This window comes from Streptomyces sp. NBC_00016, assembly GCF_045040885.1.
GTDB lineage: Bacteria > Actinomycetota > Actinomycetes > Streptomycetales > Streptomycetaceae > Streptomyces > Streptomyces coriariae.
Map to the genome: position 1 here is coordinate 2,794,550 of NZ_CP108304.1, position 25,838 is coordinate 2,820,387.

The following is a 25,838-nucleotide window of genomic DNA, read 5'->3' on the forward strand; positions in this document are numbered from 1 at the left end:
TCGTAAGCTGTATGAGCTGCATTCACGCCTTACCGGTTCCGCCGGGCTCACCGCACGCCTTACCGAGTCCCTGCCGAACCGCCTTCCCTCACGCCGCGCCGAGCCCTCACGCGCGCGTGCCCGGACCCACCGGAGACCCCGTGCCCAGCCCCTACCGCGCTCTGTTCGCCGCCCCCGGCTCCAAGCGTTTCTCCGCCGCGGGGTTCGTCGGCAGGATGCCGCTGTCGATGATGGGCATCGGCGTGGTCACGATGGTCTCCCAGCTCACGGGGCGCTACGGGCTGGCGGGCGCGCTGTCGGCGACCATCGCGCTGGCGGCCGCCGCCTTCGGGCCGCAGATCTCGCGACTGGTGGATGTGCACGGTCAGCGCCGGGTGCTGCGCCCCGCGACGCTGGTCGCGCTCGCCGCCGCGACCGGGCTGCTGCTGGCCGCGCACTTCGAATGGCCGGACTGGGTGCTGTTCGTGTGTGCCGCCGGGATCGGTTCCGTGCCCAGCCTCGGCGCGATGATCCGGGCCCGCTGGGCGGCCCTGTACCGGGGCACGCCACAACTGCACACCGCGTACTCCTTCGAGTCCGTGGTGGACGAGGTGTGCTTCATCTTCGGGCCGATCATCTCCATCGGCCTGTCCACGGCCTGGTTCCCGGAGGCGGGGCCCCTGCTGGCGGCCTGCTTCCTCGCCGTCGGCGTCTTCTGGCTGACCGCCCAGCGGGCCACCGAACCCGCGCCGCATCCGCGCGAGCAGCGCGGTGGCGGTTCGGCCCTGCGCTCGCCCGGACTCCAGGTTCTGGTGGCCACCTTCGTGGCGACCGGAACGATCTTCGGGGCGGTCGACGTGGTCACCGTCGCCTTCGCCGACGAGCAGGGCCACAAGGGCGCCGCGAGCGTCGTCCTGGCGCTCTACGCGGCCGGTTCCTGCGTGGCCGGGCTCGTCTTCGGCCTGTTGCACCTCAAGGGGGCACCGGAACGACGCTGGCTGCTGGGCGTGTTCATGATGGGCGTGAGTATGATCCCCCTCCTACTGGTCGGAAACTTGCCGTTTCTGGCCGTGGCGCTGTTCTTTGCGGGTCTGGCCATCGCTCCCACGATGATCACCACGATGTCCCTCATCGAAGAGCACGTACCACGCGCACAACTGACCGAGGGCATGACCTGGATCAGCACCGGGCTCGCGGTCGGCGTCGCGCTCGGCTCCTCCATCGCCGGCTGGGTCATCGACGCGGCGGGCGCACGGGCCGGGTACGGGGTTCCGGCGGTGTCCGGAGCCGTCGCGGTCGCGGTCGGTTTCCTGGGGTACCGCCGGCTGAACAGGCCGGCGCCGGGTCGGGGAGGCACCGTTGAGCAGGACAGCGAGCGGGAAGAACGGCACGTGGCGTAACTGGGGCGGCAATGTCGCCGCACGCCCCGTGCGGGAGGTCACGCCCGCCTCCGTCGACGAACTGGCCGAGGCCGTGCGCCGGGCCGCCGAGGACGGGCTGAAGGTGAAGGCGGTCGGCACCGGCCACTCCTTCACGTCGATCGCGGCGACCGACGGTGTATTGATCCGCCCTCAACTCTTGACCGGCATCCGCAACATTGATCGCGACAACATGACCGTCACGGTCGAGGCCGGCACCCCGCTCAAGAGACTCAACCTGGCGCTCGCGCGCGAAGGCCTGTCGCTCACCAACATGGGCGACATCATGGAACAGACGGTGTCCGGGGCCACGAGCACCGGCACACACGGCACCGGCCGTGAGTCCGCCTCGATCGCCGCCCAGATCAAGGGCCTCGAGCTCGTCACGGCGGACGGCTCGGTCCTCACCTGCTCGGAGAAGGGGACCGAGGAGGAACGCGCGCTCTTCGCCGCCGCCCGGATCGGCCTGGGCGCCCTCGGCATCGTCACCGCGATCACCTTCGCCGTGGAACCGATCTTCCTGCTCACCGCGCGGGAGGAACCGATGCCCTTCGACAAGGTCCTCGCCGACTTCGACGAACTGTGGGCCGAGAACGAGCACTTCGAGTTCTACTGGTTCCCGCACACCGGCAGCACCAACACCAAGCGCAACAACCGCAGCGCGGGCCCCCGCAAGCCGGTGAGCCAGGTCTCGAGCTGGATCGAGGACGAGTTCCTCTCCAACGGCGTCTTCCAGGTGGCCCAGTGGGTGGGCCAGGCGGTGCCCGCCACGATCCCGACGATCGCGCAGGTGTCCAGCAAGGCCCTGTCCGCGCGCACCTACACGGACATCCCCTACAAGGTCTTCACGTCTCCGCGCCGGGTGCGCTTCATGGAGATGGAGTACGCCGTCCCGCGCGAGGCGGTGACCGAGACGCTGCGCGAGCTGAAGGCGATGCTCGACCGCTCGGGCCTGCGGGTCAGCTTCCCCGTCGAGGTGCGCACCGCCCCCGCCGACGACATCACCCTGTCCACCGCCTCCGGCCGCGACAGCGCCTACATCGCCGTCCACATGGTCAAGGGCACGCCCTACCAGGGGTACTTCACCGCCGCCGAGCGCATCTTCACCGCCCACGAGGGGCGGCCGCACTGGGGCAAGGTGCACACGCGGGACGCGGAGTACTTCGCCGGTGTCTATCCGCGCTTCGGCGAGTTCACGGCGCTGCGGGATCGGCTGGATCCTGATCGCCTGTTCCAGAACGACTACTTGCGGAGGGTTCTGGGGACGTAGCGGACTCCGTGGGTGCGGGGGTCGCCGAGTCGTCGGCCCCCGTGCCGCCCTCCGGGGCCGTGGGAGTCGGCGCCGTCCCGGCCGTCGTACCGCCTCCGGTGTCGTCGCCCGAGTCCTCCCCGCTGTCGCTGTCCGGGGCGGAGGTCCCGTCCGAGGAAGGCGACTCCCCGGTCGAGGGGGAGGTGGGCGAGGACGAGGAAGGCGACGGCGAGGGGGTGTCCTCCTCGTCGGAGGAGCCGGGCGAGGTCCCGGACGAGGAACCGCCGCCCGAGACCGCCTCGGTGACCGTCGTGCCCCGGTCGCCGCTGAAGCTGTCGCCCGACACCATCTCGTACGTGGTGATCCCGGCCATCGCGACCCCGAAGACGAGCGCGGCCGCCACCACCGGCCGCCTGCGGCGCCCGCTCCGGGCGCGGTGGACGGTGCCCTCGGTGAACTCACCCGGCGCGAGCGGTGTGCGCACCCCCGGTTTCGCGGCCACCTGCGGGTCGCGAACCGGTACGTAACGGCCCTGTACGTCGCGAACCGGTACGTCACGGCCCTGTGTGTCGCGAACCTGTGTGTCGCGGAACTGCTCGCCGGTACGCCTGAAGAAGTGCTGGAAGAGCGATCCGCCACAGGTGGCGACGACACTGACCAGACCCGCGCCGAGGATCGTGCCGTAGACCCCGAAGTACGAGGCGAGTTTCGCGGCCACCACCGCGGCCACGGCGCTGCCGGCGACCTGAGGCACGCTCAGGTCGATCCGTTTCCCTTTCACCTCCTCCCCGGCGCTCGGCTCACCAACGACTTCGGGCCTTTCACGCATACCGGGAGCTTGCCTGCCTTTCCCGCACTTGATCAATCAACTGCACGAGAAGGGGACGTACGGACGAAACCGATAGTTCCTTTTCGGGAGATTGCGTGAACTACGCCACGTCCAAGATCGATAAACGCCCGCGACGGACAGTCAAGTCCCGCCTCTCCGCAGAAGTTGGATGGCGCGCCAATCCACGCACGTGGCCCAAATGGAGTACTGTTGCGAGCCCTGGGCCCGGTCTCCCTCCAGGATGTCCGGGGCCTCGCTGGACCGCTTGAGGGGGGCTAGTTGCACAGGGTGACGGTGTTGGTCACTTAGCGTGGCGGATAGGTAACCGTGCCATAACGGCGGCGCAGGGCCTGTGCCCGACACGCCGGGCAACTCGGCAAGGTTGTGGCAGGCTGCACCCGGGCAGGCCACACTCGACTAGCGGAAGCAGCGACGCACGTGACGTCGGCAGGCACCACCCGGGAGGTCCCCATGCCCGAACTGCGTGTCGTGGCCGTCTCGAATGACGGCACACGGCTGGTGCTGAAGGCTGCGGACAGCACGGAGTACACGCTTCCGATCGATGAGCGTCTGCGCGCTGCCGTCCGCGGCGACCGTCCCCGCCTCGGCCAGATCGAGATCGAGGTGGAGAGCCATCTCCGCCCCCGTGACATCCAGGCGCGTATACGTGCCGGTGCCACCGCGGAAGAAGTCGCCCAGATGGCCGGCATTCCCGTCGACCGTGTGCGCCGCTTCGAGGGCCCCGTGCTGGCCGAGCGCGCCTTCATGGCCGAGCGGGCCCGGAAGACTCCGGTCCGTCGGCCCGGCGAGAACGCCGGACCCCAACTCGGCGAGGCCGTCCAGGAACGGCTGCTGCTGCGCGGCGCCGACAAGGACACCGTCCAGTGGGACTCGTGGCGTCGCGACGACGGCACCTGGGAAGTCCTGCTGGTCTACCTGGTCGCGGGCGAGCCGCACTCGGCGAGCTGGACGTACGACCCGCCCCGGCGGCTCGTCCAGGCCGTCGACGACGAGGCGCGTTCGCTGATCGGCGAGTCCGACGACCTGGCCGCTCCCGAGCCCAGTTTTCCGTTCGTCCCGCGCATCGCACGGCTGCCGCGCGATCGTCCGCTGGACCGCGCGCTCGATCGGCCCGGCCTGCCGGCCCAGCCGTCCGAGCCGACCGAGGAAAGCACCGGCGAACGGGAACGCGACTCGCTGACCAGCCTGTTGGAGGCGGTGCCGAGCTTCCGTGGCGACATGGTCGTCCCGGAACGTCCGGCCGAGCCCGCCCCGGAGGAGCCCGACGAGCAGGAGCCCGCCGCCGAGGAACCCCCGGCGCCGGCCGCCTCCGCCGGATCCGCCTACGCGGACGTCCTCATGCCGCGTTCCGTCGGCAGCCACCGCGACCGTCTCGTCGGCGCCACCGACCGTCAGGCCGAGGCGGACGGCGTCCGTCCGGGCCGCCGGGCCGCGGTGCCGAGCTGGGACGAGATCGTGTTCGGCACCCGGCGGAAGAAGCAGGAGTAACCGGCCCTCGGGCAACTCGCCCGAGGCGTCGGCCGGTTTACGGAATCCGGTGGGCACACCAGTACATACGTGGGGGAGGGCCGCACCTGTTCGGTGCGGCCCTCCCCCACGTGTCCGCGCGGCGGGACTACCGGGGGCGGCGGGACTACCGGGGGTCGGGCCCCACGGCGACGGGCCGGGCCGGGTCCGAGGACCACTCCGACCAGGAGCCGACGTACAGGGCCGCCGGAATGCCCGCGACCGCCAGGGCCAGCACCTCGTGGGCGCCGGAGACGCCCGAGCCGCAGTACACGCCGACCTCGATGCCGTCGGACGCCCCCAGCGCCTTGAAGCGGTCCCTCAGGTCCTCGGCGGACAGGAAGCGACCGTCCGGACCCACGTTGTCGTTCGTGGGCGCGGAGACGGCACCCGGAATGTGCCCGCCGACCCGGTCGATCGGCTCGACCTCGCCCCGGTACCGCTCCCCCGCGCGGGCGTCGAACAGCACTCCGGAGCCGGCGAGAGCGGCGGCCCCGTCGGCGTCGAGGAGTCCCGTGGCGCCCGGCACCGGCTCGAAGTCGCCCTCCACGCGCGCGGGGACATCGTCCGAGAGATCGCCCTGCCACGACGGCAACCCGCCGTCGAGGACCCGCACGTCCGGGTGACCCGTCCAGCGCAGCAGCCACCACGCGCGGGCCGCCGCCCAGCCCTGCCCGCCGTCGTACACGACCACCGGCCTGCCCGCCGAGACACCCGCCCGGCGCATCGCGGAACCGAACAGCGCGATGTCGGGCAGCGGATGCCGGCCGCGGCCGCCCGGAGCGCCCGCGAGCTCCCGGTCCAGGTCGACATAGGCCGCGCCGGGCACATGCCCGGCCTCGTACGCGGCGCGCCCGTCGAACGGCGGCTCCCCCGCCGCCTTCGCCACGCTGAGCTGCCAGCGGACGTCGAGGACGACGGGCGGGTTCTCCCCCGCCAGGTCGCCGGCCAGTTCCGATGCGGTGATGATGGCGTTCATGGTCACCATCCTCGCGCACGGGGTGGCCCCATCGCTCAGGTCCGGCTACTCTGCTCGGCCGGACAGGCTCGATCACGCGGCGTGCGGGATCGAGCACATGCCGTACAGGCGATCGACATACGGCGACAACCGCGCGTAAACCAACGAGAAACCCCCTATCAGGCATCCTCCGAGGGCGGAAGCGACGCGGCCACCGCAAGGGGCTGAGGAGAGAGTGACGATGACCGAGGCAGGTGGGTCGGCCGGCCCGATCGGCGCAGCACACGCCCGGTACGCGCCCGGTACACCCTGCTGGGTGAGTCTGATGGCGCACGGGTTGACCGCGACGCAGGAGTTCTACGGCGAGCTGTTCGGCTGGGAGTTCCGGCCCGGCCCGCAGCAGTTGGGCCCCTATGTGCGGGCGCTGCTCGACGGCCGCGAGGTGGCCGGGATCGGTCAACTGCCGCCGGACCGCCACCTCCCGGTCGCCTGGACGCCCTACTTCGCCTCGGACGACGTGGACACGACTGCCGAAACGGTCCGGCTGTGCGGCGGCACGATCGGGGTCGGCCCGCTGGACGCCTCCGACGCCGGACGGCTGGCCATCGGCTCCGACCCCTCCGGCGCCGTCTTCGGCGTCTGGCAGGCGGCGGCCCACGTCGGCACCACCATCACCGGCGTGCCCGGCACCCCCGCCTGGAACGAGCTGACGACCTACGAGGCCGCGAGCGTCCGCAAGTTCTACGAGACGGTCTTCGGCTACGAGGAGACGGTGGTGTCCGCCGACTTCGACCACATGACCCTGCACGTCGCCGGCCACCCGGTCGCCGGCATCCACGGGGTGGGCGCCGCGCTGCCCCGGGACCGGGGACCGCACTGGACGACGTACTTCGAGGTGGCCGACACGGACGCGGCGCTCGGCCTCGTCGTCGATCTCGGCGGGCAGGTCCTCGAGCCGGCCCAGGACAGCGAGCACGGGCGCGTGGCGGGCGTGGCCGACCCCGAGGGGGCCCGCCTCTCCCTGATCCAGGGACCTCGTTGACGGGCGGTCCCCGAAGCCGCCGGCGGCTAGACCGGCTGCACCGGCAGCACGTCCGGCGACAGGGCCGCCGCCCGCGCCGATGCCGAGGTCATACGGCGGCGGTGGTGGCGCCTGCACAGGACCTCGTAGCCGACCGTGTCCGCCCGGTCGACGTCACCGACGACGACCTGGGCGCCCTCCACGACCATGACCCCGCCCACGGTGCGGGCGTTGTGCGTGGCGCGGGCGCCGCACCAGCACAGGGCCTCGACCTGGAGGACCTCGACGCGGTCGGCGAGTTCGACGAGCCGCTGGGAGCCGGGGAACAGCTTGGAGCGGAAGTCGGTCGTGATCCCGAAGGCGTAGACGTCGATGTCCAGGTCGTCGACCACGCGCGCGAGCTGGTCGATCTGCTCCTCGGCCAGGAACTGCGCCTCGTCCGCGATCACGTAGTCCGCGCGGCCGCCCTGCGAGAGGTGGTCGACGAGGGAGGCGTAGAGATCCTGACCGTCCTCGACCTCGACGGCGTCGGTGACCAGACCCAGGCGGGAGGACAGCTTGCCCTCGCCCGCGCGGTCGTCCCGCGTGAAGATCATGCCCTGGAGGCCGCGTGAGGAGCGGTTGTGCTCTATCTGGAGAGCCAGCGTCGACTTCCCGCAGTCCATGGTTCCGGAGAAGAAAACCAGCTCGGGCATGGGGAGTTGAGCGCCTTTCGGTGAAGGTGGAGAAGAAACGGTTCTGGGCGTCAGGAGCGTACTTCGAGCAGCGGGACCAGTTGCTCGGCAGGGGTCATCGAGCCGTGGTTGCCGACCATCGCCGACTCCTTGGGCTCCCGCTCGGAGGCGATGATCAGCACGTCGTCCCGGGCGGCCGCGACCACGTCGCCGAGGCGGGCGTACACCCGCTCGTCGACCTGTGGACCGAACCAGCCCGCGGCGATCGCCTCGTCGCGCGAGGCGATCCAGAACTGCTCGCCGAGCACCTCGCGCCAGCAGGTCAGGACGTCGTTCTCGGCGCCCGGTACGGCGTAGACATGGCGGGCGCGGCCCTCGCCGCCCAGCAGGGCGACCCCGGCGCGCAGCTCCCAGTCCGCGTCGAAGTCGATGCGGTGCTCCTCGTCGAAGGGCACGTCGACCATGCCGTGGTCGGCGGTGACGTAGAGCGCGCTGCGCGGCGGGAGCTGCTCGGCGAGGCGCTGGACGAGCCGGTCGACGTACATGAGCTGGCCGCGCCAGGTGTCGGAGGCGACGCCGTAGCGGTGCCCGGCGCCGTCCAGTTCCGCGTAGTACGTGTAGACGAGGGAGCGGTCACCGGCGGCCAGTTGCTCGGCGGCGAAGTCCATGCGCTCCTCGCCGGTCAGCCGCCCGTGAAACGTTCCGCCGCTGAGCGCGACCTTGGTCAGCGGGGTGTTCTGGAAGGTGGGGGACGACACCTGGGCGGCGTGCACACCCGCCTCGTGGGCGAGCTGGAAGACGGTGGGGTACGGCTGCCAGGCGCCCGGGGCCGTCCACGGCTGCCAGCGGAGCTGGTTCATCAGGGCGCCGGTCGCCGGGTTGCGCACGGTGTAGCCGGGCAGGCCGTGCGCGCCCGGGGGAAGGCCGGTGCCGACGGAGGCGAGGGAGGTCGCGGTGGTCGCCGGGTAGCCGGCGGTGAGCGGACGTCCGGTGCCGCCGCGCGAGCTGCCGAGTAGCGCGTGGAGATAGGGCGCCTCGTCGGGGTGGTCCTTGATCTGCTCCCAGCCGAGGCCGTCGATCAGGAAGACGCAGTTGCGGTCGGCCGGGGTCAGCTCCGGGATCGCCGCGGTCGTGCCGGGTACGCCCATGCCCGCGGCCAGCGTGGGCAGCAGGTCGGCGAGGGAGCCGGAGCCGTACTCGGGGACGGGCGCGGAGCCGACCGCGAGCGGTTCGGGGAAGTCCCAGGGGGCGGAGTCGAAGGGAGTGGGCACGGAGCGCGACATCAGCGGGTTACGTCCGCTGTCGCCTCGGACAGCGACTGCGCGAAGACGAGCGCCTGGCGGACCGTCTCCGGGCCGTCGCCGGCCTCGCTCACCCGCAGGCTGAGGTCGTCCGCCGTCGAGCTGCCGGTGTAGCCGTGGTCGGCGTCGCAGTTGGGGTCACCGCACGCGGCCGGCTCCAGGTCGATACGGGAGACGGCGCCCCAGCCGATGGTCAGCACGATCTCGCGCGGCAGCGTGCCCGGCGTGTACGACTCCGGGTTGGCGACCACCCTGCTGAGGACGACGGACGAGATCCGGCCGAGCTTCACGGACTCCGTGGACGTCGTGGCGTACGGCGTCGGGGAGGTGGTGTCGGCGGCCTGCTCGTCGGTGTGGCTGACGATGAAGCGGTTGCCGGTGAGGACCAGCACGGTCACATGCCGGCGCACCTCGTTCTGGTCGAACGTGGTCTCCTGGTGGACCAGGTACGACCGGATCGGCTCGCCGCCCACAGCGGCCTCCACCGCCTCGGCCACGAGGGCCGGGTAGTAGCCGCTGCGCTCGATCGCCGCGCGCAGCCCCTGGGTCGTCGTACTGGTCTTGGCCATGCCCTCCATCCTACGGGGACCCACTGACTGCAAGGCACCGCTCAGGACCCCTTCGATACGTCGGCGGCGGCCTGGGCGCGCTCCGTCCGTGCTCCGTGGGACGCGCCTCCCCGGGGCGATCCGCTGCCCGGGCGGCGCGTCCTCACGCGCGTGCCCGACGACGCGCTCCCGGGCGGTCCGCTCAGTACGTGGGCAGCGTCCTCGGTCCGAGGTCGTCGCGCGCCGGCGGGGGTGCGAGGCGGACGGAGGCGCCGAGGACGCTCAGCCCGTGCGGGGCAACGACAACCGGCTCCAGGGTGACCGCGACGACCTCGGGGTGGTCGTCGACCAGCCGGGACACCCGCAGCAGCAGCTCCTCGAGGGCGGCGGTGTCGACGGGTGTCGAGCCGCGCCAGCCGAAGAGGAGCGGGGCGGTCCGGATGGACCGGATCAGCGAGGTCGCCTCGCGGTCGGTGACCGGAACCAGCCGGTGCGCCATGTCTCCGAGCAGCTGTGAGGCGGCCCCGGCGAGCCCGAAGGACAGTACGGCTCCGGCCGCCGGGTCGATGACCGCGCGGACGACCGTGTCGACCCCGCGCGGTGCCATCGCCTGGACGACCGGGCGGATCTCCTCCGGCTTGCCGAAGAGCTCGGTCAACTCGGCGTACGAACGGCGCAGTTGCTCCTCGTCGGGCACATCGAGCCGTACGCCGCCGAGGTCGGCGCGGTGCCGCAGGTGCGGGGCGGTGGCCTTGAGGGCGACGGGGTAGCCGAGGGCGGCCGCGGCCCGTGCCGCCTCGTCCGGGGTGGGTGCCGGGATGGCCCGGCGGGTGCGGATGCCGTAGCGGCCGAGCAGCTCGCACGTCTCGTCGGTGCCGAGGGTCAGGCCCTGCCCGCGCGCGAGGAGCCCGCCGATCAGTTCGGCGGCGCCCTTCTCGTCGATGTCCTCGTACTCGGGCACCTTGCCGGCGTCGGCCGCCTCGCGCCGCCAATGGGCGTACTTCACGGCCTCCGCGAGCGCGCGGACGGCGCGTTCGGCGGCTGGGTAGGCGGGGATGAGGTGCGTTCCCTCGGGTGCCGCGACGGCGGTGGGCACCGGCTGCGCGCCGTCGGGGACGTCGGTACGCGCGCGTGGGGCTGCTTCGGCGCGCGGTGCGGTGCTCGTCGCTGCGGACAGTGCCGTGGCGAGACCGCCGAGTTCCACGTGCACGACGAGCACCGGTTTGGCGGGAGCGGCCGCCGCGGCCGACCGCAGGGCCTCCGCGAGTTCCGCGTCCCCGGGCGACCTCTCGCCGATCGCCGGGATCGCCGTCACGACCACCGCGTCGCACGTCTCGTCGGCCAGCGCCCGGGCCAGCGCCGCGTGGAAGTCCTGGGCCGACGCCTCGGTCGTCAGGTCCAGCGGCGGCAGCGGACGCAGCCCTTCCGAGAGACAGGCGTCGTACGTCAGCAGGCCCAGCGACTCGGAGTTGCCGAGGATCGCCACCCGCGGGCCCGTCGGCAGTGGCTGACGGGCGAGCAGCAGGCCCGCGTCGACCAGTTCGGTGATGGTGTCCACGCGGATCACGCCGGCCTGCCGCAGCAGCGCCGACACCGTCGCGTGGGGCAGCCGGGTCGCCCGTACGGCGTGCCCCTGCGGGGCGGAACCGGCGCCCTGGACGACGACCAGGGGCTTGGCGGCCGCCGTGCGCCGCGCGAGGCGGGTGAACTTGCGCGGGTTGCCGATGGATTCCAAATACATGAGGGCGACGTCGGTGTCGGGGTCGTCGTACCAGTACTGGAGGACGTCGTTGCCCGAGACGTCCGCGCGGTTGCCGGAGGAGATGAAGGTCGATACGCCGGTGACGCCGGTGACGCCGCCGCCACGCCGGTGGAGGCGGGACAGCAGGGCGATGCCGATGGCACCGGACTGGGCGAACAGGCCGATCCGGCCGGGTCTCGGCATCTCCGGAGCCAGCGAGGCGTTCAGCCGCACCTCCGGGGAGGTGTTGATGACTCCGAAGGCATTGGGGCCGATGATCCGCATGCCGTACGCGCGTGCGTGCCGGACGAGTTCGCGCTGGCGCTCGCGCCCGTCGGGGCCGCTCTCGGCGTAGCCGGCGGAGAGGACCACGAGTCCCTGCACGCCGTGCTCGCCGCACTCGGTGACGGCCTCGGGGACCTGCTCCGCCGGGACGGCGACGACCGCGAGGTCGACGGGCTCCGCTATGTCGCGCACCGAGCGGTGGGCGGGCACCCCGTCCAGTTCCTTCAGGTCCTCGGGGAAGGCCTTGTTCACGGCGTACAGCCGCCCGGTGAAGCCCGCCTCGCGGAGGTTGCCGAGCACGCTTCGGCCGACGCCGCCGGGGCTGCGGCCGGTGCCGACGACGGCCACGGAGCCGGGCGCCAGCAGCCGCCCCACGGAGTGCGCCTCGGCGCGCTGTTCCCGCGCGCGCTGCACGGCGACGGAGCGCTCGGTGGGTTCGAGGCCGAACTCCAGGCGTACGACGCCGTCCTCGAAGCTGCGCTTCTGGGTGTAACCGGCGTCCGTGAACACCTTGATCATCTTGTTGTTGGCGGGGAGCACCTCGGCCGCGAAGCGGCGGATGTCACGCTCGCGCGCCACGGCCGCGATGTGCTCGAGCAACGCGGAGGCGACGCCCCTGCCCTGGTGGGCGTCCTGCACGAGGAACGCGACCTCGGCCTCGTCGGCCGGGGCCGAGGCGGCCATGCCGTCGGCACCAATGCGGTCATAGCGTACGGTGGCGATGAACTCGCCGCCGACCGTGGCCGCGAGTCCCACCCGGTCCACAAAGTCGTGGTGCGTGAAGCGGTGGACGTCCTTGTCGGACAGGCGCGGGTAGGGCGCGAAGAAGCGGTAGTACTTCGACTCGTCCGAAACCTGCTCGTAGAAGCTGACCAGACGCTCGGCGTCATCGACGGTGATGGGGCGGATGCGCGCGGTGCCGCCGTCGCGCAGCACCACGTCGGCCTCCCAGTGGGCGGGGTACTCGTGCCGGTCCGACGCGCTCTGCATGGGGCCCAGAGTACGGCTCGCGTACGACAACGGCGCGAGGCAGTCTGTGGAGGACGTTCGTCGGATCGAGGCCGCGATCCGACGACCACGTCGGGAGGGGACACACGACCCCTCCCTCACACGCTTCACGTGTGGAACACTGGTCTAGACAACCTGAACACTGAAGGGCAGCATCACATGGCTGAGCGCCGCGTCAACGTCGGCTGGGCCGAGGGCCTTCACGCCCGCCCCGCTTCCATCTTCGTCCGGGCCGCCACGGCCGCAGGTATCCCGGTGACGATCGCCAAGGCCGACGGCAACCCCGTCAACGCGGCCTCCATGCTGGCCGTTCTCGGCCTGGGCGCCCAGGGCGGCGAGGAGATCGTCCTCGCCTCCGAGGCCGACGGCGCCGACGTCGCCCTCGACCGTCTGGCGAAGCTGGTCGCCGAGGGGCTCGAGGAGCTCCCCGAGACCGTCTGAGCGCGCAGCCCCCTTTGCGCCTGAGCCGCCGCCGCACTCGCGGAGGTGGTTGCGCGCCCTCGGGGGTGCTCAATTGACGGTGGCGGTGTTCGTCGCCCCAAAGGTGTCGTCCCGCTAAACCCCGAAGGGCTCGTCCGAATTATCGGGCGAGCCCTTCGTATTTCCCTTTACGGGCAGCAGAAATAATCCCCCGCGAATTATCCCCTCTTTGTATACGGCCCTCGTGTTAATGCCGCAGACCCGTCATGTTTACGGGAGGTTGCGAAGTCCTCACACGGTCTGCGCGCTCGGGGCCGCCGGAAAAGCGCAGCCGGTGCGCGCCCGTCGCGCGCTCGGTGTGCAGCGCCGTGATCGCCCGCGCACGCTCGCCGTCGCCGCGCGCCACCGCGTCCACGATGGCGCCGTGCTCCGCCCAGGACTCCACGGGGTTGGCCGGGGCCTCCACCGCGTACATCCAGGCGATCTTGTGGCGCAGCTGGGTGAGCATCGACGTCAGGGCCTGGCTCCCGGAGGACTGGGCGAGCGTCTCGTGGAACCAGCCCCCCAGAGAGCGCAGATCCTCGCTGTTGCCCCGCCTGGCCCGCTCCTGGCCCAGCCGGACGAGGCCGCGCAGCACCTTCAGATGGGCCTCGGTGCGCCGCTGGGCGGCCCGGGAGGCACCGAGCGGCTCCAGGAGCATGCGCATCTCCAGCAGGTCCGCGGCCTCCTGCTCGGTCGGCTCCGCGACGCACGCGCCCGCGTGCCGCCGTGTGACGACGAAACCCTCGGCCTCCAGCGTGCGCAGCGCCTCTCGGACGGGGACGCGGGAAACGCCGTAGCGGCGAGCGAGAAGTTCCTCGGTGAGGCGGCTGCCGCGCTCGTAGACACCCGCGACGATGTCGTCCCGAATGGCCGTGCACACCGAGTGCGCCGGAATACGCATGACGGACCTCCGCCTTAATCCCCGTGAAACGTCGACGATTGACGTGTGTTCCGTGACTCTATTGCAATGGGCGGGGATTTCCGATGGCGGGCCGGAATCCAGGGATATTTTTTGGACAGCAGGACCTCGAAAACGGCGAAAGCCCCGGCCGGGAGGGCCGGGGCAAGACGATCTGTCGCCGTGGGTCGTCAGACGTTCACGCCGTGCGTGCGGAGGTAGGCGACCGGATCGATGTCCGAGCCGTACTCCGCGGTGGTACGGGCCTCGAAGTGCAGATGCGCGCCGGTGACGTTGCCGGTGGCGCCGGACAGGGCGATCCGCTGGCCCGGGGTGACCTGCTGGCCCACCGACACCTCGATGGACGACAGGTGACCGTACTGGGTGTACGTCCCGTCGTTCATCTTGATGACGATCTGGTTGCCGTACGACCCGCCCCAGCCGGCCTCGACGACGGTGCCCAGGCCGACCGCGTGCACGGTGGTGCCGCTGGCCGCGTGGAAGTCGATGCCGGTGTGGCTGCCGGAGGACCACAGGGAGCTGCTGGCCTGGTAGCTGGTCGACACGTAGGAGCCGGTGATCGGCGAGACGAAGGTGTTGAGGCGCTTGCGCTCGGCCTCGCGGGCGGCACGCACGCGTGCCTCGCGCTCCTCCACGGCCTTCTTGGCTGCGGCCTGCCGGGCGGCCTCCTCGAAGGCCGCGTGCTTCTGCACGGCGACCTGGTCGTCGATCTGCTCGACGACGGACTCGCCGGCGGTGACCACGGGGATCAGCCCGGTCTGCTCGGGGGTGGGCTCGGCGGCGAAGGCCGGGGTGGAAGCGACGGTGGCCATGACACCGGTGGTGGTGAGCGCCGCGATGCCCGCCGCGCGGACGCTGGTGCGCTGCATCCGGCTGGGCCGACGGTGCTTCCCGGTGGCGCAGGTGAACGCCATGAAGTTGGGGGTGTCCTTTCCTTCCCTCTCGCCTACCGGGTTAGCTGACGGGTTCGGAGCAGGAAGGTCTCCTACGGACCCCCTCGCGTTCACGCGCGGGCGTCCGATTCACCCCAGGGACTTCACAAGTGGGTCCCCGGCTCCCCTGGCTCGCGCCGTACGGGGACTCGGCGATGACTGTCCGGTGCCGCGGCTGCGGCGCACTGCCTGACGAACAGCCCGGATGACGCTAAGCGGCGCGGGTTTCAATCCTCAAACGGATCCCGGTTTTTGTAGCGCATCCCACAGGGCAGACGGGCAACCTCCGCCTCAATTCGGACATACGGAGGCCCTGGTGACGCTTTCGTCGACCAGGGCCCCCACACGCGCGTGCCGTTGCCGGGAACTACTCCGCGGACACGACCTTCACCTCGCCGATGCCGAGGGCCTCGACCGGCTCCTTGATCTGGGCCGCGTCACCGACGAGGACGGTCACCAGCCGGTCCACCGGGAAGGCGTTCACGGCCGCCGCGGTGGCCTCCACCGTGCCGGTCGCGGCGAGCTGCTGGTACAGCGTGGCCTGGAAGTCGTCGGGCAGGTGCTGCTCGACCTGGTCCGCCAGCGTGCCGGCGACGGCCGCGGCGGTCTCGAACTTCAGCGGCGCCACACCGACCAGGTTCTGCACGGCGACGTCGCGCTCGGCGTCGGTCAGCCCCTCGGCGGCGAGGGTGCGCAGCACCTTCCACAGGTCGTCCAGAGCGGGGCCGGTGTTCGGGGTGTCGACGGAGCCGCTGATGGCGAGCATCGCGGCGCCCGAGCCGTCCGGGGCGGACCGCAGGACCTGACCGAACGCGCGGACACCGTAGGTGTAGCCCTTCTCCTCGCGCAGGACACGGTCCAGCCGGGAGGTGAGGGTGCCACCGAGGCAGTACGTGCCGAGCACCTGCGCGGGCCACACACGGTCGTGCCGGTCGGCGCCGATCCGGCCGATCAGCAACTGCGTCTGGACGGCGCCCGGACGGTCCACGATGACGACCCGGCCGGCGTCGTCGGCGGTCACCGGCGGCACGGGCCGCGGCTCGGCCGAGGAGCCCGTCCAGGCACCCAGGGTGTCGCCGAGGAGCGCCGCCAGGTCGACACCGGTGAGGTCGCCGACGACCACCGCGGTGGCCGTGGCGGGACGGACGTGCTTGTCGTAGAAGGCGCGTACGGCGGCGGAGTCGATCTTCTCGACCGTCTCCGCGGTGCCCTGGCGCGGCCGCGACATCCGCGCGGTGGCCGGGAACAGCTCCTTGGAGAGCTCCTTGGCGGCGCGCCGGGAGGGGTTGGCCAGCTCGTGCGGGATCTCGTCCAGGCGGTTGCGGACGAGGCGCTCGACCTCGCTGTCGGCGAACGCGGGGGCCCTGAGGGCGTCGGCGAGCAGACCGAGGCCCTTGGGCAGGCGCGAGGCCGGCACTTCGAGGCTCAGCCGGACGCCGGGGTGATCCGCGTGCGCGTCCAGGGTGGCGCCGCAGCGCTCCAGCTCGGCGGCGAACTCCTCGGCGGAGTGCTTGTCGGTGCCCTCGGAGAAGGCCCGCGCCATGATCGTGCCGACGCCGTCGAGGCCGGCCGGTTCGGCGTCCAGGGGTGCGTCGAGGAGGATCTCCACGGCGACGACCTGCTGGCCGGGACGGTGGCAGTGCAGCACGGTCAGGCCGTTGGCCAGCGCGGTGCGCTCGGGCGCCGGGAACGCCCACGGCTTGGCCTCGCCCGCCCGGGGCTGGGGGTGGAAGTCCATCGTGGCGAGCTCGGTCACCGGGCCGCCTCCTCGTTCTCGTCGTTCTCGTCCTGGTCGGCGGGGGCTTCGGCGGCGGTCGGCTCGTAGACGAGCACCGCGCGGTTGTCGGGGCGCAGGCGGGCCTTGGCGATCTCCTGCACCTCCTCCGGCGTCACCTCCAGCACGCGCTGGACGGCGTTGAGGGCGAGCTGCGGGTCGCCGAACAGGACGGCGAACCGGCACAGTTCGTCGGCGCGGCCGGCGACCGTGCTGAGCCGGTCCAGCCACTCGCGCTCCAACTGCGCCTGAGCGCGCTCCATTTCCTCGGCCGTGGGGCCCTCCTCGGCGAACCGGGCGAGCTCCTCGTCGATGGCGGCCTCGATGACGGGCACCTCGACGTCACCGGACGTCTTCACGTCCAGCCAGCCCAGGGAGGGTGCTCCGGCGAGCCGCAGCAGGCCGAAGCCGGCCGCGACGGCCGTACGGTCGCGGCGCACCAGCCGGTTGTAGAGGCGGGAGGACTCGCCGCCGCCGAGGACGGTGAGCGCCAGGTCGACGGCGTCGCACGCACGCGTGCCGTCCTCGGGCAGCCGGTAGGCGGCCATCAGCGCGCGGGCCGGCACCTCCTCCTCGACGATCTCGCGCAGCTGCTCGCCGATGACGTCGGGCAGCCCGCCGTCACGGGGCGCGGGCTTGCCGTCGTGGCCGGGGATGGAGCCGAAGTACTTCTCGACCCAGGCGAGGGTCTGCTCCGGGTCGATGTCACCGACCACGGAAAGGACCGCGTTGTTGGGCGCGTAGTACGTGCGGAAGAACGCGCGTGCGTCCTCCAGGGTCGCCGCGTCCAGGTCGGCCATCGAGCCGATCGGCGTGTGGTGGTACGGGTGGCCGTCCGGGTAGGCGAGAGCGGTCAGCTTCTCGAAGGCCGTGCCGTAGGGGACGTTGTCGTAGCGCTGACGGCGCTCGTTCTTGACGACGTCGCGCTGGTTCTCCATCGACTCGTCGTCCAGCGCGGTGAGCAGCGAGCCCATGCGGTCGGCCTCCAGCCAGAGGGCGAGCTCCAGCTGGTGGGTGGGCATGGTCTCGAAGTAGTTCGTGCGCTCGAAGCTGGTGGTGCCGTTGAGCGAGCCGCCGGCCCCCTGGACCAGCTCGAAGTGTCCGTTGCCCTTGACCTGGCCGGAACCCTGGAACATCAGGTGCTCGAAAAGGTGAGCAAGACCCGTACGCCCCTTGACTTCGTGGCGTGAACCGACGTCGTACCAGAGGCACACCGCCGCGACGGGGGTCAGGTGGTCCTCCGAGAGCACCACGCGCAGGCCGTTGGCCAGACGGTGCTCGGTCGCTGTCAGGCCCCCGGAGCCTGCCTGGGCTGTGGCCGTGTGACCCATGGGCATGTACGTCCCTTCCGATCGCGGACGCGGTCGTCGAAACCGCGGTTTTCCTGCCGGTCCTGCCACTGTATGCAAGCGTGCGGACGGTCCGCGAAGTTCCCGGACGACATACGCCGAGAGCGAGATCGCGTAGCCTGCGGGCAGCCGTGGAGGAGATGCCTCTGCGTTCGGGCCGGACGGCCGACGCCGGGTCCTCGCCCGCGCTGTCAGTGCCACGGTCCACAATGGTCCGCGTCAGATCCCGTATCACGCCCCAGCAAGGAGCCGGCAGCGATGGCCCGCCGCAGCACGAAGACCCCGCCGCCCGACGAGTCGTTCGAGGAGCGGATCCTCGACATCGACGTCGTCGACGAGATGCAGGGCTCCTTCCTCGAGTACGCGTACTCGGTCATCTACTCCCGCGCCCTGCCGGACGCCCGTGACGGCCTCAAGCCGGTGCACCGCCGCATCGTCTACCAGATGAACGAGATGGGCCTGCGCCCGGAGCGCGGCTATGTGAAGTGCGCCCGGGTCGTCGGCGAGGTCATGGGCAAGCTGCACCCGCACGGCGACGCGTCGATCTACGACGCCCTGGTGCGGATGGCCCAGCCCTTCTCCATGCGGGTGCCGCTGATCGACGGCCACGGCAACTTCGGCTCGCTGGGCAACGACGACCCGCCGGCCGCCATGCGGTACACCGAGTGCCGCCAGGCCCAGGCGACGAGCCTGATGACCGAGTCGATCGACGAGGACACGGTCGACTTCTCGCCCAACTACGACGGCCAGGAGCAGGAGCCGGTGGCGCTGCCCGCCGCCTTCCCGAACCTGCTGGTCAACGGCGCGTCCGGGATCGCGGTCGGCATGGCCACCAACATGCCGCCGCACAACCTGGGCGAGGTCATCGCGGCCGCCCGCCATCTGATCCGCTATCCCGGCGCGGATCTGGACGCCCTGATGAAGTACGTTCCGGGCCCCGACCTGCCCACCGGCGGCCGGATCGTCGGCCTCTCCGGCATCCGGGACGCCTACGAGAACGGCCGCGGCACGTTCAAGATCCGTGCCACGGTGTCGGTGGAGACCGTCACGGCCCGCCGCAAGGGCCTGGTCATCACCGAACTGCCCTTCACCGTCGGGCCCGAGAAGGTCATCGCCAAGATCAAGGACCTGGTCGGCTCGAAGAAGATCCAGGGCATCGCCGACGTCAAGGACCTCACCGACCGCGCGCACGGTCTGCGCCTGGTCATCGAGATCAAGAACGGCTTCGTGCCGGAGGCCGTCCTGGAGCAGCTGTACAAGCTGACCCCGATGGAGGAGTCCTTCGGCATCAACAACGTGGCGCTGGTCGACGGCCAGCCGCTCACGCTGGGCCTCAAGGAGCTGCTGGAGGTCTACCTCGACCACCGCTTCACCGTGGTGCGCCGCCGCAGCGAGTTCCGCCGCAGCAAGCGGCGCGACCGGCTGCACCTGGTGGAGGGCCTGCTGACGGCGCTCGTCGACATCGACGAGGTCATCCGGCTGATCCGCTCCAGCGACAACAGCGCGGAGGCGAAGCAGCGCCTGATGGAGCGCTTCTCGCTGTCGGAGATCCAGACCCAGTACATCCTGGACACCCCGCTGCGCCGGCTCACCAAGTACGACCGCATCGAGCTGGAGGCGGAGAAGGAGAAGCTCAACGAGGAGATCGCCGAGCTGACCCGGATCCTGGACTCGGACGCGGAGCTGCGCAAGCTGGTCTCGGCCGAACTGGCCTCGGTGGCGAAGAAGTTCGGCACCGAGCGCCGTACGGTCCTGCTGGAGTCGTCGGGTACCACGGCCACCGCCGTGCCCCTCCAGGTCGCGGACGACCCGTGCCGTGTCCTGCTGTCCTCCACCGGCCTGCTGGCCCGCACGGCGAACGGCGAGCCCTTCACGGAGAACGCCGAGGACGCCGAGGACGGGGACGGGGACGGCAAGCGCACCAAGCACGATGTGATCATCTCGGCGGTGTCGGCCACCGCGCGCGGGGAGATCGGCGCCGTCACCTCCTCGGGCCGCCTGCTGCGGATCAACGTCGTCGACCTGCCACAGCTCCCGGACACGGCCTCGGCGCCGAACCTCTCGGGCGGCGCCCCGCTGGCGGAGTTCGTCTCCCTGGAGGGCGACGAGACGGTGATCTGTCTGACCACGCTCGACGAGTCGTCCCCGGGGCTGGCCATCGGCACGGAACAGGGCGTCGTCAAGCGGGTCGTGCCCGACTACCCGACCAACAAGGACGAGCTGGAGGTCATCACCCTGCGGGACGGCGACCGGATCGTCGGTGCCGTCGAACTGCGTACCGGCGAGGAGGACCTGGTCTTCATCGCCGACGACGCCCAGCTGCTGCGCTACCAGGCCTCGCAGGTGCGTCCGCAGGGCCGCGCGGCGGGCGGTATGGCGGGCATCAAGCTCACCGAGGGCGCGAAGGTCATCTCGTTCACGGCCGTGGACCCCGCGGTGGACGCGGTGGTCTTCACGATCGCGGGCTCGCGCGGAACCCTGGACGACTCCGTCCAGACGACCGCCAAGCTCACCCCGTTCGACCAGTACCCGCGCAAGGGCCGTGCCACGGGCGGTGTGCGCTGCCAGCGGTTCCTGAAGGGCGAGGACTGCCTGTCCCTGGCCTGGGCGGGTCCCGTCCCTGCCAAGGCGGCGCAGAAGAACGGCCTGCCGGCCGAGTTGCCGGAGATGGACCCGCGCCGTGACGGCTCGGGCGTGTCGCTGACGAAGACGGTCTCGGTGGTGGCCGGGCCGGTCTAGGCCTCGGCCTCCTGGAAGGCCTCGTCGTCAGGGGCCTGTACGTAGCGCAGGACGCCCCACATGCCGTGCTCGTCGGCGTGTGGGGCGTCGTCCTTGCACGCCTCGAGTTCCTTGCCGAGGGCGGAGGCGTCGATGCCGGATCCGATGAGGACGAGCTGGGTCAGGCGGGCGTCGGCGGCCGGCCAGGGCTCCGGGTAGAAGCGGAGGAAGCGCCCGACGGCGTGCACGGCGTACCGGTTGACCGGGTCGTGCGGACCGAAGTCGACATACCCCTTGATGCGGTACAGCCCCTCGGGCCTGCTGTCGAGGAACTCCATCAACCGGCGGGGGCCGAGGGGTACTTCGGAGGTGAAGGAGAGGCTGTCGTAGGAGCCGTGGAGGTGGTCGGCGTGATCGTCCCCGGAGTGGTCGTGCAGGTCGTCGAAGGAGAGCTGCCCGACACGCTCCCCGCCCGGCCGGCAGTCGAAGAGGAACTCGGGGTCGACACGGCCGTAGGTGGCGGGGACGACGGCGGCCCGGTCGGTGAGCGAGCGGACGAGCCCGAGGACCCGGTCGGCGTCGGGCGCGCGGTCGAGCTTGTTCACCACGACGAGGTCGGCGAGGGCGAGATGCCGGTCGATCCCGGGATGCTTCGTCCGGGTCTCGTCGAACTCGGCGGCGTCGACGACTTCGACGAGCCCGCCGTAGACGATGCCGGGATGCTCACTGGCCAGCACCATCCGCACGAGTTCCTCGGGCTCGGCGAGACCGCTGGCCTCGATGACGATGACATCGATGCCGGCGGCCGGCCCGGCGAGCCGTTCGAGGTACACGTCGAGTTCGCCGGCGTCGACGGCGCAGCACAGACAGCCGTTGCCGAGGGAGACGGTGGAGTCGCCGAGCGCACCGGCCACGGCCATGGCGTCGATCTCGATGGCGCCGAAGTCGTTCACGATCGCACCGATGCGGCTGCCGCCGCTGCGGTGCAGGAGATGGTTGAGCAGGGTCGTCTTGCCGGAACCGAGGAATCCGGCGAGTACGACGACCGGGATCTGCTGCGGACTGCGGCTCTGCGACACGTGCGACCTTTCCGAAACCTACGCGTGCACCGGCGCGCGGCCCGGGCGCGCGTACGAGGATTGAATGCCGACCCAGGATACGAGCCGTGGGAATCACCGCGAAGTGAACGATTGTTAGCAGCGCCCGCGGGGCAGACCCTGGGCAAGGCGCCCTGGCGTGCGACCCTCGCTTCCCTCCGTGCGCCTCCCCTCCGCCTCCCCCGCCGATCAGAGCCGCTCGGCACTCTGGGAGACGGCAAGCGCCGCCCACCGCTCGCCGGTCCCCGTCACGTCCACCCGCACCCCGACGACCGGCGCACGGCCGCTCGATCGGGGGTTTTTGACATGACCACACAGAGGTTTGGGGTCCGCGGACTCGGTGCAGTCGCAGCGGCGGCGGCCGGCATGGCCGCAGGTGCCCTCGTCACCATGGCGGCACAACGCCATGCGCTGGAGACACTGCGGGTACGGCTGGAACACCTGGAACGCACCGCCCACTCCCAGCAGCACACCAATCTGGCCAACCAGCAGCGCCTGCACTGGGAATTGCTGAGCAAAGCCATCGACGACCCCGAACTGGCGGAAGTGCTCGACCTCTTCGAGGCACCCGTTTCCACCAAGCAGCGGCGCCAGTACCTCTACGCCAACGCTCTCTACACGAACGTGCTGTTTTATTACCGGATAGGCAACATCTCCCGCGAGGAGTTCTTCGGGTACATTCGAGGCATTCTTCAGAACCCTGTGGTACGGGAGTACTGGTACGCGACGAGACACCAGCGGGCGACCATTGCCGACGGTTCGGACGAAGCAGAACTCGGCCGTATGGTGGACGAACTCCTGACGCAACTCGAGGAGTCGGACGCCGACGAATGGTGGGTGGTGGGCGAGCCGCCGAGCCCGTGAACTTCCACCGGCCCTCGGCGCACTCCGGCAGCCGAGGGCTCACGCCCCGGGGCTCGCACCCCCTCCTGCGGAATCACACCCTCGGCCCATTACGAAAAGGTCAAGTCGAAAGTTAGGTGGGGCGTCAGGGAGTTGACTCACGCTTGATCGCGTAGAGGACCCCACCAGATCGTCGCCTACGCCGCCGGATGACGAGCGACCCCACAGGGCCCGTCTTGCACCGCGCAGTCGTCGTGCGCAAACCAACGGACCCAAGGAAGCAACAGTGAGTCAGATCATCCGTCGGATCGGTGCATCTCCGCGCGCTCGGGGAAGCGCGAGCGGAGCCAATTGCCCCGATATTTTCGAACTTGCCGATGGTAATTTCGCCGTTATCGGCACGGATGCCACGGATTCACTGGACCCGGATCTCCCGTCCGATGCCTCACGCGGCGACCACGAGAGAATTGTCGTCATCACCCGCGAGACCCTGATGCGCGCGAAGGCCGATATTCCGGACCTTTAGGCTCTTTCGAGAGTTCGAGAGGATGGCCCGGCCGGCCCGCCCGCGATGCCGGGCCTTCCTCGCGTACGGGTGCCCTCGGGGCGCGTTCAGGCCACCGCGGGCACCTCGACCGGCGCCCCCGGGCCCACATACCGCGCGACCGGACGGATGATCTTCGAGTCCGCCGCCTGCTCCAGGATGTTGGCGCTCCAGCCCACCACCCGCGCCGCCGCGAACGTCGGGGTGAACATCTCGCGGGGCAGCCCGCAGAGCTCCATGACCACGCCTGCATAGAACTCCACGTTCGTGTGCAGCTCCCGGCCGGGCTTCAGCTCGGCGAGGATCGCCTCGACGTGCCGCTCCACCTCGACGGCGAACTCGACGCGCTGGCCTCCGAATCGCCGGGCGATCTCGCGGAGCATGCGCGAACGCGGGTCCTCCGTGCGGTAGACGGCGTGGCCGAAGCCCATGATGCGCTCGCCCGCGAGGACCCGCTCGCGGATCCAGGGATCGATGCGATCGGGAGTGCCGATCGCGTCCAGAGTGTCCAGGGCCCGGCTGGGCGCGCCGCCGTGCAGCGGCCCCGACAGGGCGCCCACCGCCCCCACGAGGCACGCCGCCACATCCGCGCCGGTCGAGGCGATGACCCTGGCCGTGAAGGTTGATGCGTTGAAGCCGTGATCAATGGTCGAGATCAAGTATTGCTCGATCGCCCGGGCCCGCTCCGGATCGGGCTCGACTCCGGTCACCATGTAGAGGTAGTTCGCCGCGTACGGCAGGTCCTCGCGCGGCTCGACGGGAGCGAGGCCGCGCCCCAGCCGGTACAGCGCGGTGAGCAGCGTGGGTACGGCCGCGGCCGCGACGATCGTGTCCTCCCGGCGCCGGTCCGCGTCGACGTCGTACACGGGCCAAAAGCCCTTCGCCGCGCCCAGCAACGACAGGGCCGTCCGCATCCCGGCCAGCGGATTCGCATCCGCACCGGCCGCTGCCGCCAGGGCGGGCAGGGCGGCGGCCACCCCCTCGGGGAGGCCCCGCAGTGCCGCGGTCTCGGCGGCGAAGGCGGCGCTCCGTCGCGCGTCCGGCAGTTCGCCGTGGACCAGGAGGTGCCAGACGTCCTCGAAGCGACGGGTGCGCGCGAGGTCCACGGCCGAGTACTGGCGGTAGTGGTAGAAGCCTTCGCGACCTCTGACGTCGCCGACCTCCGTGTCGGCGACGACGACACCCGCGAGTCCTCGCGGCACGTCCATGGTTGAGGCTGATGACAGGTTGACGGACATGTTTCCTCCCTGAACTTGATTCGACTGTCCATGCTTGACTCGATCTCTGTCAATATTGATTGAATCAATGCATGTGTCTTGTGGATACGGTGACCCCCATGCGCGATCACGAACCCGGACCCGGCCACCCCGAACGACGGCTGAGCACCAAGGAGGCCGCCGAACTGCTCGGCGTGAAACCCGAGACCGTGTACGCGTACGTCAGTCGTGGCCAGCTGAGCAGCCGGCGCACGCCCGGGGGCCGCGGCAGCACCTTCGACGCCAAGGAGGTCGAGGCGCTCGCGCGGCGCAACAAGCGGGAGAGCAGCGGGAGTCCGGGCTCCGGGGCGGAACTGTCCGTACGTACGCGCGTCACCTTCATCGACCAGGACCGCTACTACTTCCGGGGCGTCGACGCGGTCGAACTGGCCTCCCGGCACTCCTACGAAGAGGTCGCGGAGTGGCTGTGGACCGGTCGGCTGCGGCCCGGCGTCACCTTCACCGCACCCGAGGCATCCGTCGAGGCCGCCCGACGCGTCGTCGAGGCGCTGCCCGAACACACCGGGCCCACCGACCGGTTGCGGGTCGCCGCCGTCGCCGCCGCGGCCGCGGACCCGCTGCGGTTCGACCTGTCCGAGGACGCCGTGCTCGGCACCGCCCGCATCCTGATCCCCACCCTCGTCGCCGCCCTGCCCCCGAAGCTGCCCACGCGCCGTGACGAAGGCCCGCTCGCCCTGCGCCTGTGGTGCCGACTCAGCGGACGGCCCGCCGAGAAGGCGCAGCTGCACGTCCTCGACACGGCGCTCGGCCTGCTCGTCGACCACGACCTGGCCGCCTCGACGCTCGCGGTGCGCGTCGCCGCCTCGGCCCGTGCGCACGCCTACGCGGCCGTCTCCGCCGGGCTCGGAGTGCTCGAGGGGCCCCTGCACGGCGCGGCCGGGGGCCTGGCGCACCGCATGCTGCTCGAGGTGCTGGACGTCGGCAGTGCCGCCCCGGTGATCGCCGAGGAGCTGCGCGCGGGCCGCCGCATTCCGGGTCTCGGTCACCGGCTCTACCCCGGCGAGGACCCCCGCGCGCGTGCCCTGTTCGCGCTCCTGGAGGAGATTCCCGCTGCCGGGCCGGCTCTCGCCGCGGCCCGGGACATCGTGGCCACGACCGCGCGCCACGCGCCGCTGCACGCCAACGTGGACCTGGCGCTCGCCGTGCTCACCGCGTCCTGCGGAATGGAGTCCTCGGCCAGCGAGACGATCTTCGCCGTCGCCCGGACGGCGGGCTGGATCGCCCACGCCCTGGAGGAGTACGGCGAACGTCCCCTGCGGATGCGCCCGAGCGGACACTACGTGGGGCCGAAGCCGCCCCAGCCTCTGCCCCAGCCGCTACAGGAGTAGGAAAAGCGCGGAAGCCGTCGCGAGCGGGCCCGCGTCACCGTTCCGGGCGCCACCCCG

21 protein-coding genes and 1 riboswitch are annotated in these 25,838 nt (G+C 71.2%); of the genes, 9 read left to right on the forward strand and 12 right to left on the reverse strand.

Annotated features, from left to right (window positions below; translation table 11 throughout):
• The first annotated feature begins 140 nt into the window (after nt 1-140).
• Nucleotides 141-1,379 carry an MFS transporter gene (locus OG933_RS12245; protein ID WP_362527722.1) on the forward strand — a complete coding sequence of 413 codons (1,239 nt, stop codon included), beginning with the start codon at nt 141-143 and terminating at the stop codon, nt 1,377-1,379.
• Nucleotides 1,339-2,667, forward strand: a complete 1,329-nt coding sequence (locus OG933_RS12250; RefSeq protein ID WP_362527725.1) for a D-arabinono-1,4-lactone oxidase — start codon at nt 1,339-1,341, stop codon at nt 2,665-2,667. Before OG933_RS12245 ends, OG933_RS12250 begins: the two co-directional genes overlap by 41 nt.
• Here the strand turns inward: OG933_RS12250 and OG933_RS12255 are convergent.
• Nucleotides 2,591-3,427, reverse strand: a complete 837-nt coding sequence (locus OG933_RS12255) for a hypothetical protein (RefSeq protein ID WP_405627068.1) — start codon at nt 3,425-3,427, stop codon at nt 2,591-2,593. The genes OG933_RS12250 and OG933_RS12255 overlap by 77 nt on opposite strands.
• A 519-nt stretch (nt 3,428-3,946) precedes the next feature.
• Here OG933_RS12255 and sepH point away from each other — a divergent pair.
• Nucleotides 3,947-4,984, forward strand: coding sequence for a septation protein SepH (gene sepH / locus OG933_RS12260; RefSeq protein ID WP_327185494.1), 1,038 nt, complete (start codon nt 3,947-3,949; stop codon nt 4,982-4,984).
• 145 nt (nt 4,985-5,129) lie between these two features.
• On the opposite strand, the gene OG933_RS12265 is transcribed toward sepH, so the two are convergent.
• A complete protein-coding gene (locus OG933_RS12265) occupies nt 5,130-5,981 on the reverse strand; it encodes a sulfurtransferase (RefSeq protein WP_362527732.1) in 852 nt (283 codons plus the stop codon).
• Nucleotides 5,982-6,201: 220 nt separating this feature from the next.
• Here OG933_RS12265 and OG933_RS12270 point away from each other — a divergent pair, with 220 nt between their 5' ends.
• The gene (locus OG933_RS12270) at nt 6,202-7,002 is read left to right on the forward strand and encodes a VOC family protein (protein ID WP_405627070.1); all 801 of its coding nucleotides are present in this window, start codon (nt 6,202-6,204) and stop codon (nt 7,000-7,002) included.
• Between the two features lie 26 nt (nt 7,003-7,028).
• Here OG933_RS12270 and OG933_RS12275 read toward each other — a convergent pair whose 3' ends face one another.
• The 4 genes from OG933_RS12275 to OG933_RS12290 form a co-directional block, all read right to left on the reverse strand.
• A complete protein-coding gene (locus OG933_RS12275; protein WP_362527738.1) occupies nt 7,029-7,676 on the reverse strand; it encodes a thymidine kinase in 648 nt (215 codons plus the stop codon).
• A 50-nt stretch (nt 7,677-7,726) separates the two neighbouring features.
• Nucleotides 7,727-8,938: an alkaline phosphatase family protein gene (locus tag OG933_RS12280; RefSeq protein WP_054243637.1), complete on the reverse strand. Its 1,212-nt coding sequence runs from the start codon at nt 8,936-8,938 to the stop codon at nt 7,727-7,729.
• Nucleotides 8,938-9,534 (reverse strand): DUF5998 family protein, encoded by a 597-nt coding sequence (locus OG933_RS12285; protein WP_054243638.1) that lies wholly within the window; start codon nt 9,532-9,534, stop codon nt 8,938-8,940. The genes OG933_RS12280 and OG933_RS12285 overlap by 1 nt, the downstream gene beginning before the upstream one ends.
• A gap of 172 nt (nt 9,535-9,706) precedes the next feature.
• A complete protein-coding gene (locus tag OG933_RS12290) occupies nt 9,707-12,520 on the reverse strand; it encodes a GNAT family N-acetyltransferase (RefSeq protein ID WP_362527741.1) in 2,814 nt (937 codons plus the stop codon).
• A gap of 177 nt (nt 12,521-12,697) precedes the next feature.
• Here OG933_RS12290 and OG933_RS12295 point away from each other — a divergent pair, with 177 nt between their 5' ends.
• Nucleotides 12,698-12,979 (forward strand): HPr family phosphocarrier protein, encoded by a 282-nt coding sequence (locus OG933_RS12295; RefSeq protein ID WP_054243640.1) that lies wholly within the window; start codon nt 12,698-12,700, stop codon nt 12,977-12,979.
• Nucleotides 12,980-13,205: 226 nt separating this feature from the next.
• On the opposite strand, the gene OG933_RS12300 is transcribed toward OG933_RS12295, so the two are convergent.
• The 4 genes from OG933_RS12300 to OG933_RS12315 form a co-directional block, all read right to left on the reverse strand.
• Nucleotides 13,206-13,901 (reverse strand): GntR family transcriptional regulator, encoded by a 696-nt coding sequence (locus OG933_RS12300; RefSeq protein WP_054243641.1) that lies wholly within the window; start codon nt 13,899-13,901, stop codon nt 13,206-13,208.
• Nucleotides 13,902-14,089: 188 nt separating this feature from the next.
• A complete protein-coding gene (locus tag OG933_RS12305) occupies nt 14,090-14,833 on the reverse strand; it encodes a M23 family metallopeptidase (RefSeq protein WP_020125115.1) in 744 nt (247 codons plus the stop codon).
• Nucleotides 14,834-14,847: 14 nt separating this feature from the next.
• A riboswitch (cyclic di-AMP (ydaO/yuaA leader) is annotated at nt 14,848-15,016 on the reverse strand.
• A 202-nt stretch (nt 15,017-15,218) separates the two neighbouring features.
• Nucleotides 15,219-16,607: a M16 family metallopeptidase gene (locus OG933_RS12310; protein WP_405627073.1), complete on the reverse strand. Its 1,389-nt coding sequence runs from the start codon at nt 16,605-16,607 to the stop codon at nt 15,219-15,221.
• Complete coding sequence (locus tag OG933_RS12315) at nt 16,604-17,962, reverse strand: pitrilysin family protein (protein ID WP_362527749.1); 1,359 nt, start codon at nt 17,960-17,962, stop codon at nt 16,604-16,606. Before OG933_RS12315 ends, OG933_RS12310 begins: the two co-directional genes overlap by 4 nt.
• 270 nt (nt 17,963-18,232) lie before the next feature.
• On the opposite strand from OG933_RS12315, the gene OG933_RS12320 reads away from it, so the two are divergent.
• Nucleotides 18,233-20,713, forward strand: coding sequence for a DNA topoisomerase IV subunit A (locus OG933_RS12320; RefSeq protein WP_362527751.1), 2,481 nt, complete (start codon nt 18,233-18,235; stop codon nt 20,711-20,713).
• Here OG933_RS12320 and OG933_RS12325 read toward each other — a convergent pair.
• Complete coding sequence (locus tag OG933_RS12325; RefSeq protein ID WP_362527753.1) at nt 20,710-21,771, reverse strand: GTP-binding protein; 1,062 nt, start codon at nt 21,769-21,771, stop codon at nt 20,710-20,712. The genes OG933_RS12320 and OG933_RS12325 overlap by 4 nt on opposite strands.
• 324 nt (nt 21,772-22,095) lie before the next feature.
• Between OG933_RS12325 and OG933_RS12330 the strand changes: the two genes are divergently transcribed.
• Nucleotides 22,096-22,653, forward strand: a complete 558-nt coding sequence (locus tag OG933_RS12330; protein WP_362527755.1) for a DUF6082 family protein — start codon at nt 22,096-22,098, stop codon at nt 22,651-22,653.
• A gap of 265 nt (nt 22,654-22,918) precedes the next feature.
• Nucleotides 22,919-23,158, forward strand: a complete 240-nt coding sequence (locus OG933_RS12335; protein WP_362527757.1) for a hypothetical protein — start codon at nt 22,919-22,921, stop codon at nt 23,156-23,158.
• Between the two features lie 86 nt (nt 23,159-23,244).
• On the opposite strand, the gene OG933_RS12340 is transcribed toward OG933_RS12335, so the two are convergent.
• Nucleotides 23,245-24,414: a citrate synthase/methylcitrate synthase gene (locus tag OG933_RS12340; RefSeq protein ID WP_405627075.1), complete on the reverse strand. Its 1,170-nt coding sequence runs from the start codon at nt 24,412-24,414 to the stop codon at nt 23,245-23,247.
• Nucleotides 24,415-24,512: 98 nt separating this feature from the next.
• On the opposite strand from OG933_RS12340, the gene OG933_RS12345 reads away from it, so the two are divergent.
• Nucleotides 24,513-25,781 (forward strand): citrate/2-methylcitrate synthase, encoded by a 1,269-nt coding sequence (locus tag OG933_RS12345; RefSeq protein ID WP_405627076.1) that lies wholly within the window; start codon nt 24,513-24,515, stop codon nt 25,779-25,781.
• Nucleotides 25,782-25,838 lie beyond the last annotated feature (57 nt).

What these genes read in the sequence shown, in the direction of transcription:
- sepH (WP_327185494.1), top strand. Translation starts at nt 3,947, where the DNA reads ATGCCCGAACTGCGTGTCGTGGCCGTCTCGAATGACGGCACACGGCTG.
- OG933_RS12265 (WP_362527732.1), bottom strand. Translation starts at nt 5,981, where the DNA reads ATGAACGCCATCATCACCGCATCGGAACTGGCCGGCGACCTGGCGGGG.
- OG933_RS12270 (WP_405627070.1), top strand. Translation starts at nt 6,202, where the DNA reads ATGACCGAGGCAGGTGGGTCGGCCGGCCCGATCGGCGCAGCACACGCC.
- OG933_RS12275 (WP_362527738.1), bottom strand. Translation starts at nt 7,676, where the DNA reads ATGCCCGAGCTGGTTTTCTTCTCCGGAACCATGGACTGCGGGAAGTCG.
- OG933_RS12280 (WP_054243637.1), bottom strand. Translation starts at nt 8,938, where the DNA reads ATGTCGCGCTCCGTGCCCACTCCCTTCGACTCCGCCCCCTGGGACTTC.
- OG933_RS12285 (WP_054243638.1), bottom strand. Translation starts at nt 9,534, where the DNA reads ATGGAGGGCATGGCCAAGACCAGTACGACGACCCAGGGGCTGCGCGCG.
- OG933_RS12290 (WP_362527741.1), bottom strand. Translation starts at nt 12,520, where the DNA reads ATGCAGAGCGCGTCGGACCGGCACGAGTACCCCGCCCACTGGGAGGCC.
- OG933_RS12295 (WP_054243640.1), top strand. Translation starts at nt 12,698, where the DNA reads ATGGCTGAGCGCCGCGTCAACGTCGGCTGGGCCGAGGGCCTTCACGCC.
- OG933_RS12300 (WP_054243641.1), bottom strand. Translation starts at nt 13,901, where the DNA reads ATGCGTATTCCGGCGCACTCGGTGTGCACGGCCATTCGGGACGACATC.
- OG933_RS12305 (WP_020125115.1), bottom strand. Translation starts at nt 14,833, where the DNA reads ATGGCGTTCACCTGCGCCACCGGGAAGCACCGTCGGCCCAGCCGGATG.
- OG933_RS12315 (WP_362527749.1), bottom strand. Translation starts at nt 17,962, where the DNA reads ATGCCCATGGGTCACACGGCCACAGCCCAGGCAGGCTCCGGGGGCCTG.
- OG933_RS12320 (WP_362527751.1), top strand. Translation starts at nt 18,233, where the DNA reads ATGGCCCGCCGCAGCACGAAGACCCCGCCGCCCGACGAGTCGTTCGAG.
- OG933_RS12330 (WP_362527755.1), top strand. Translation starts at nt 22,096, where the DNA reads ATGACCACACAGAGGTTTGGGGTCCGCGGACTCGGTGCAGTCGCAGCG.
- OG933_RS12340 (WP_405627075.1), bottom strand. Translation starts at nt 24,414, where the DNA reads ATGTCCGTCAACCTGTCATCAGCCTCAACCATGGACGTGCCGCGAGGA.
- OG933_RS12345 (WP_405627076.1), top strand. Translation starts at nt 24,513, where the DNA reads ATGCGCGATCACGAACCCGGACCCGGCCACCCCGAACGACGGCTGAGC.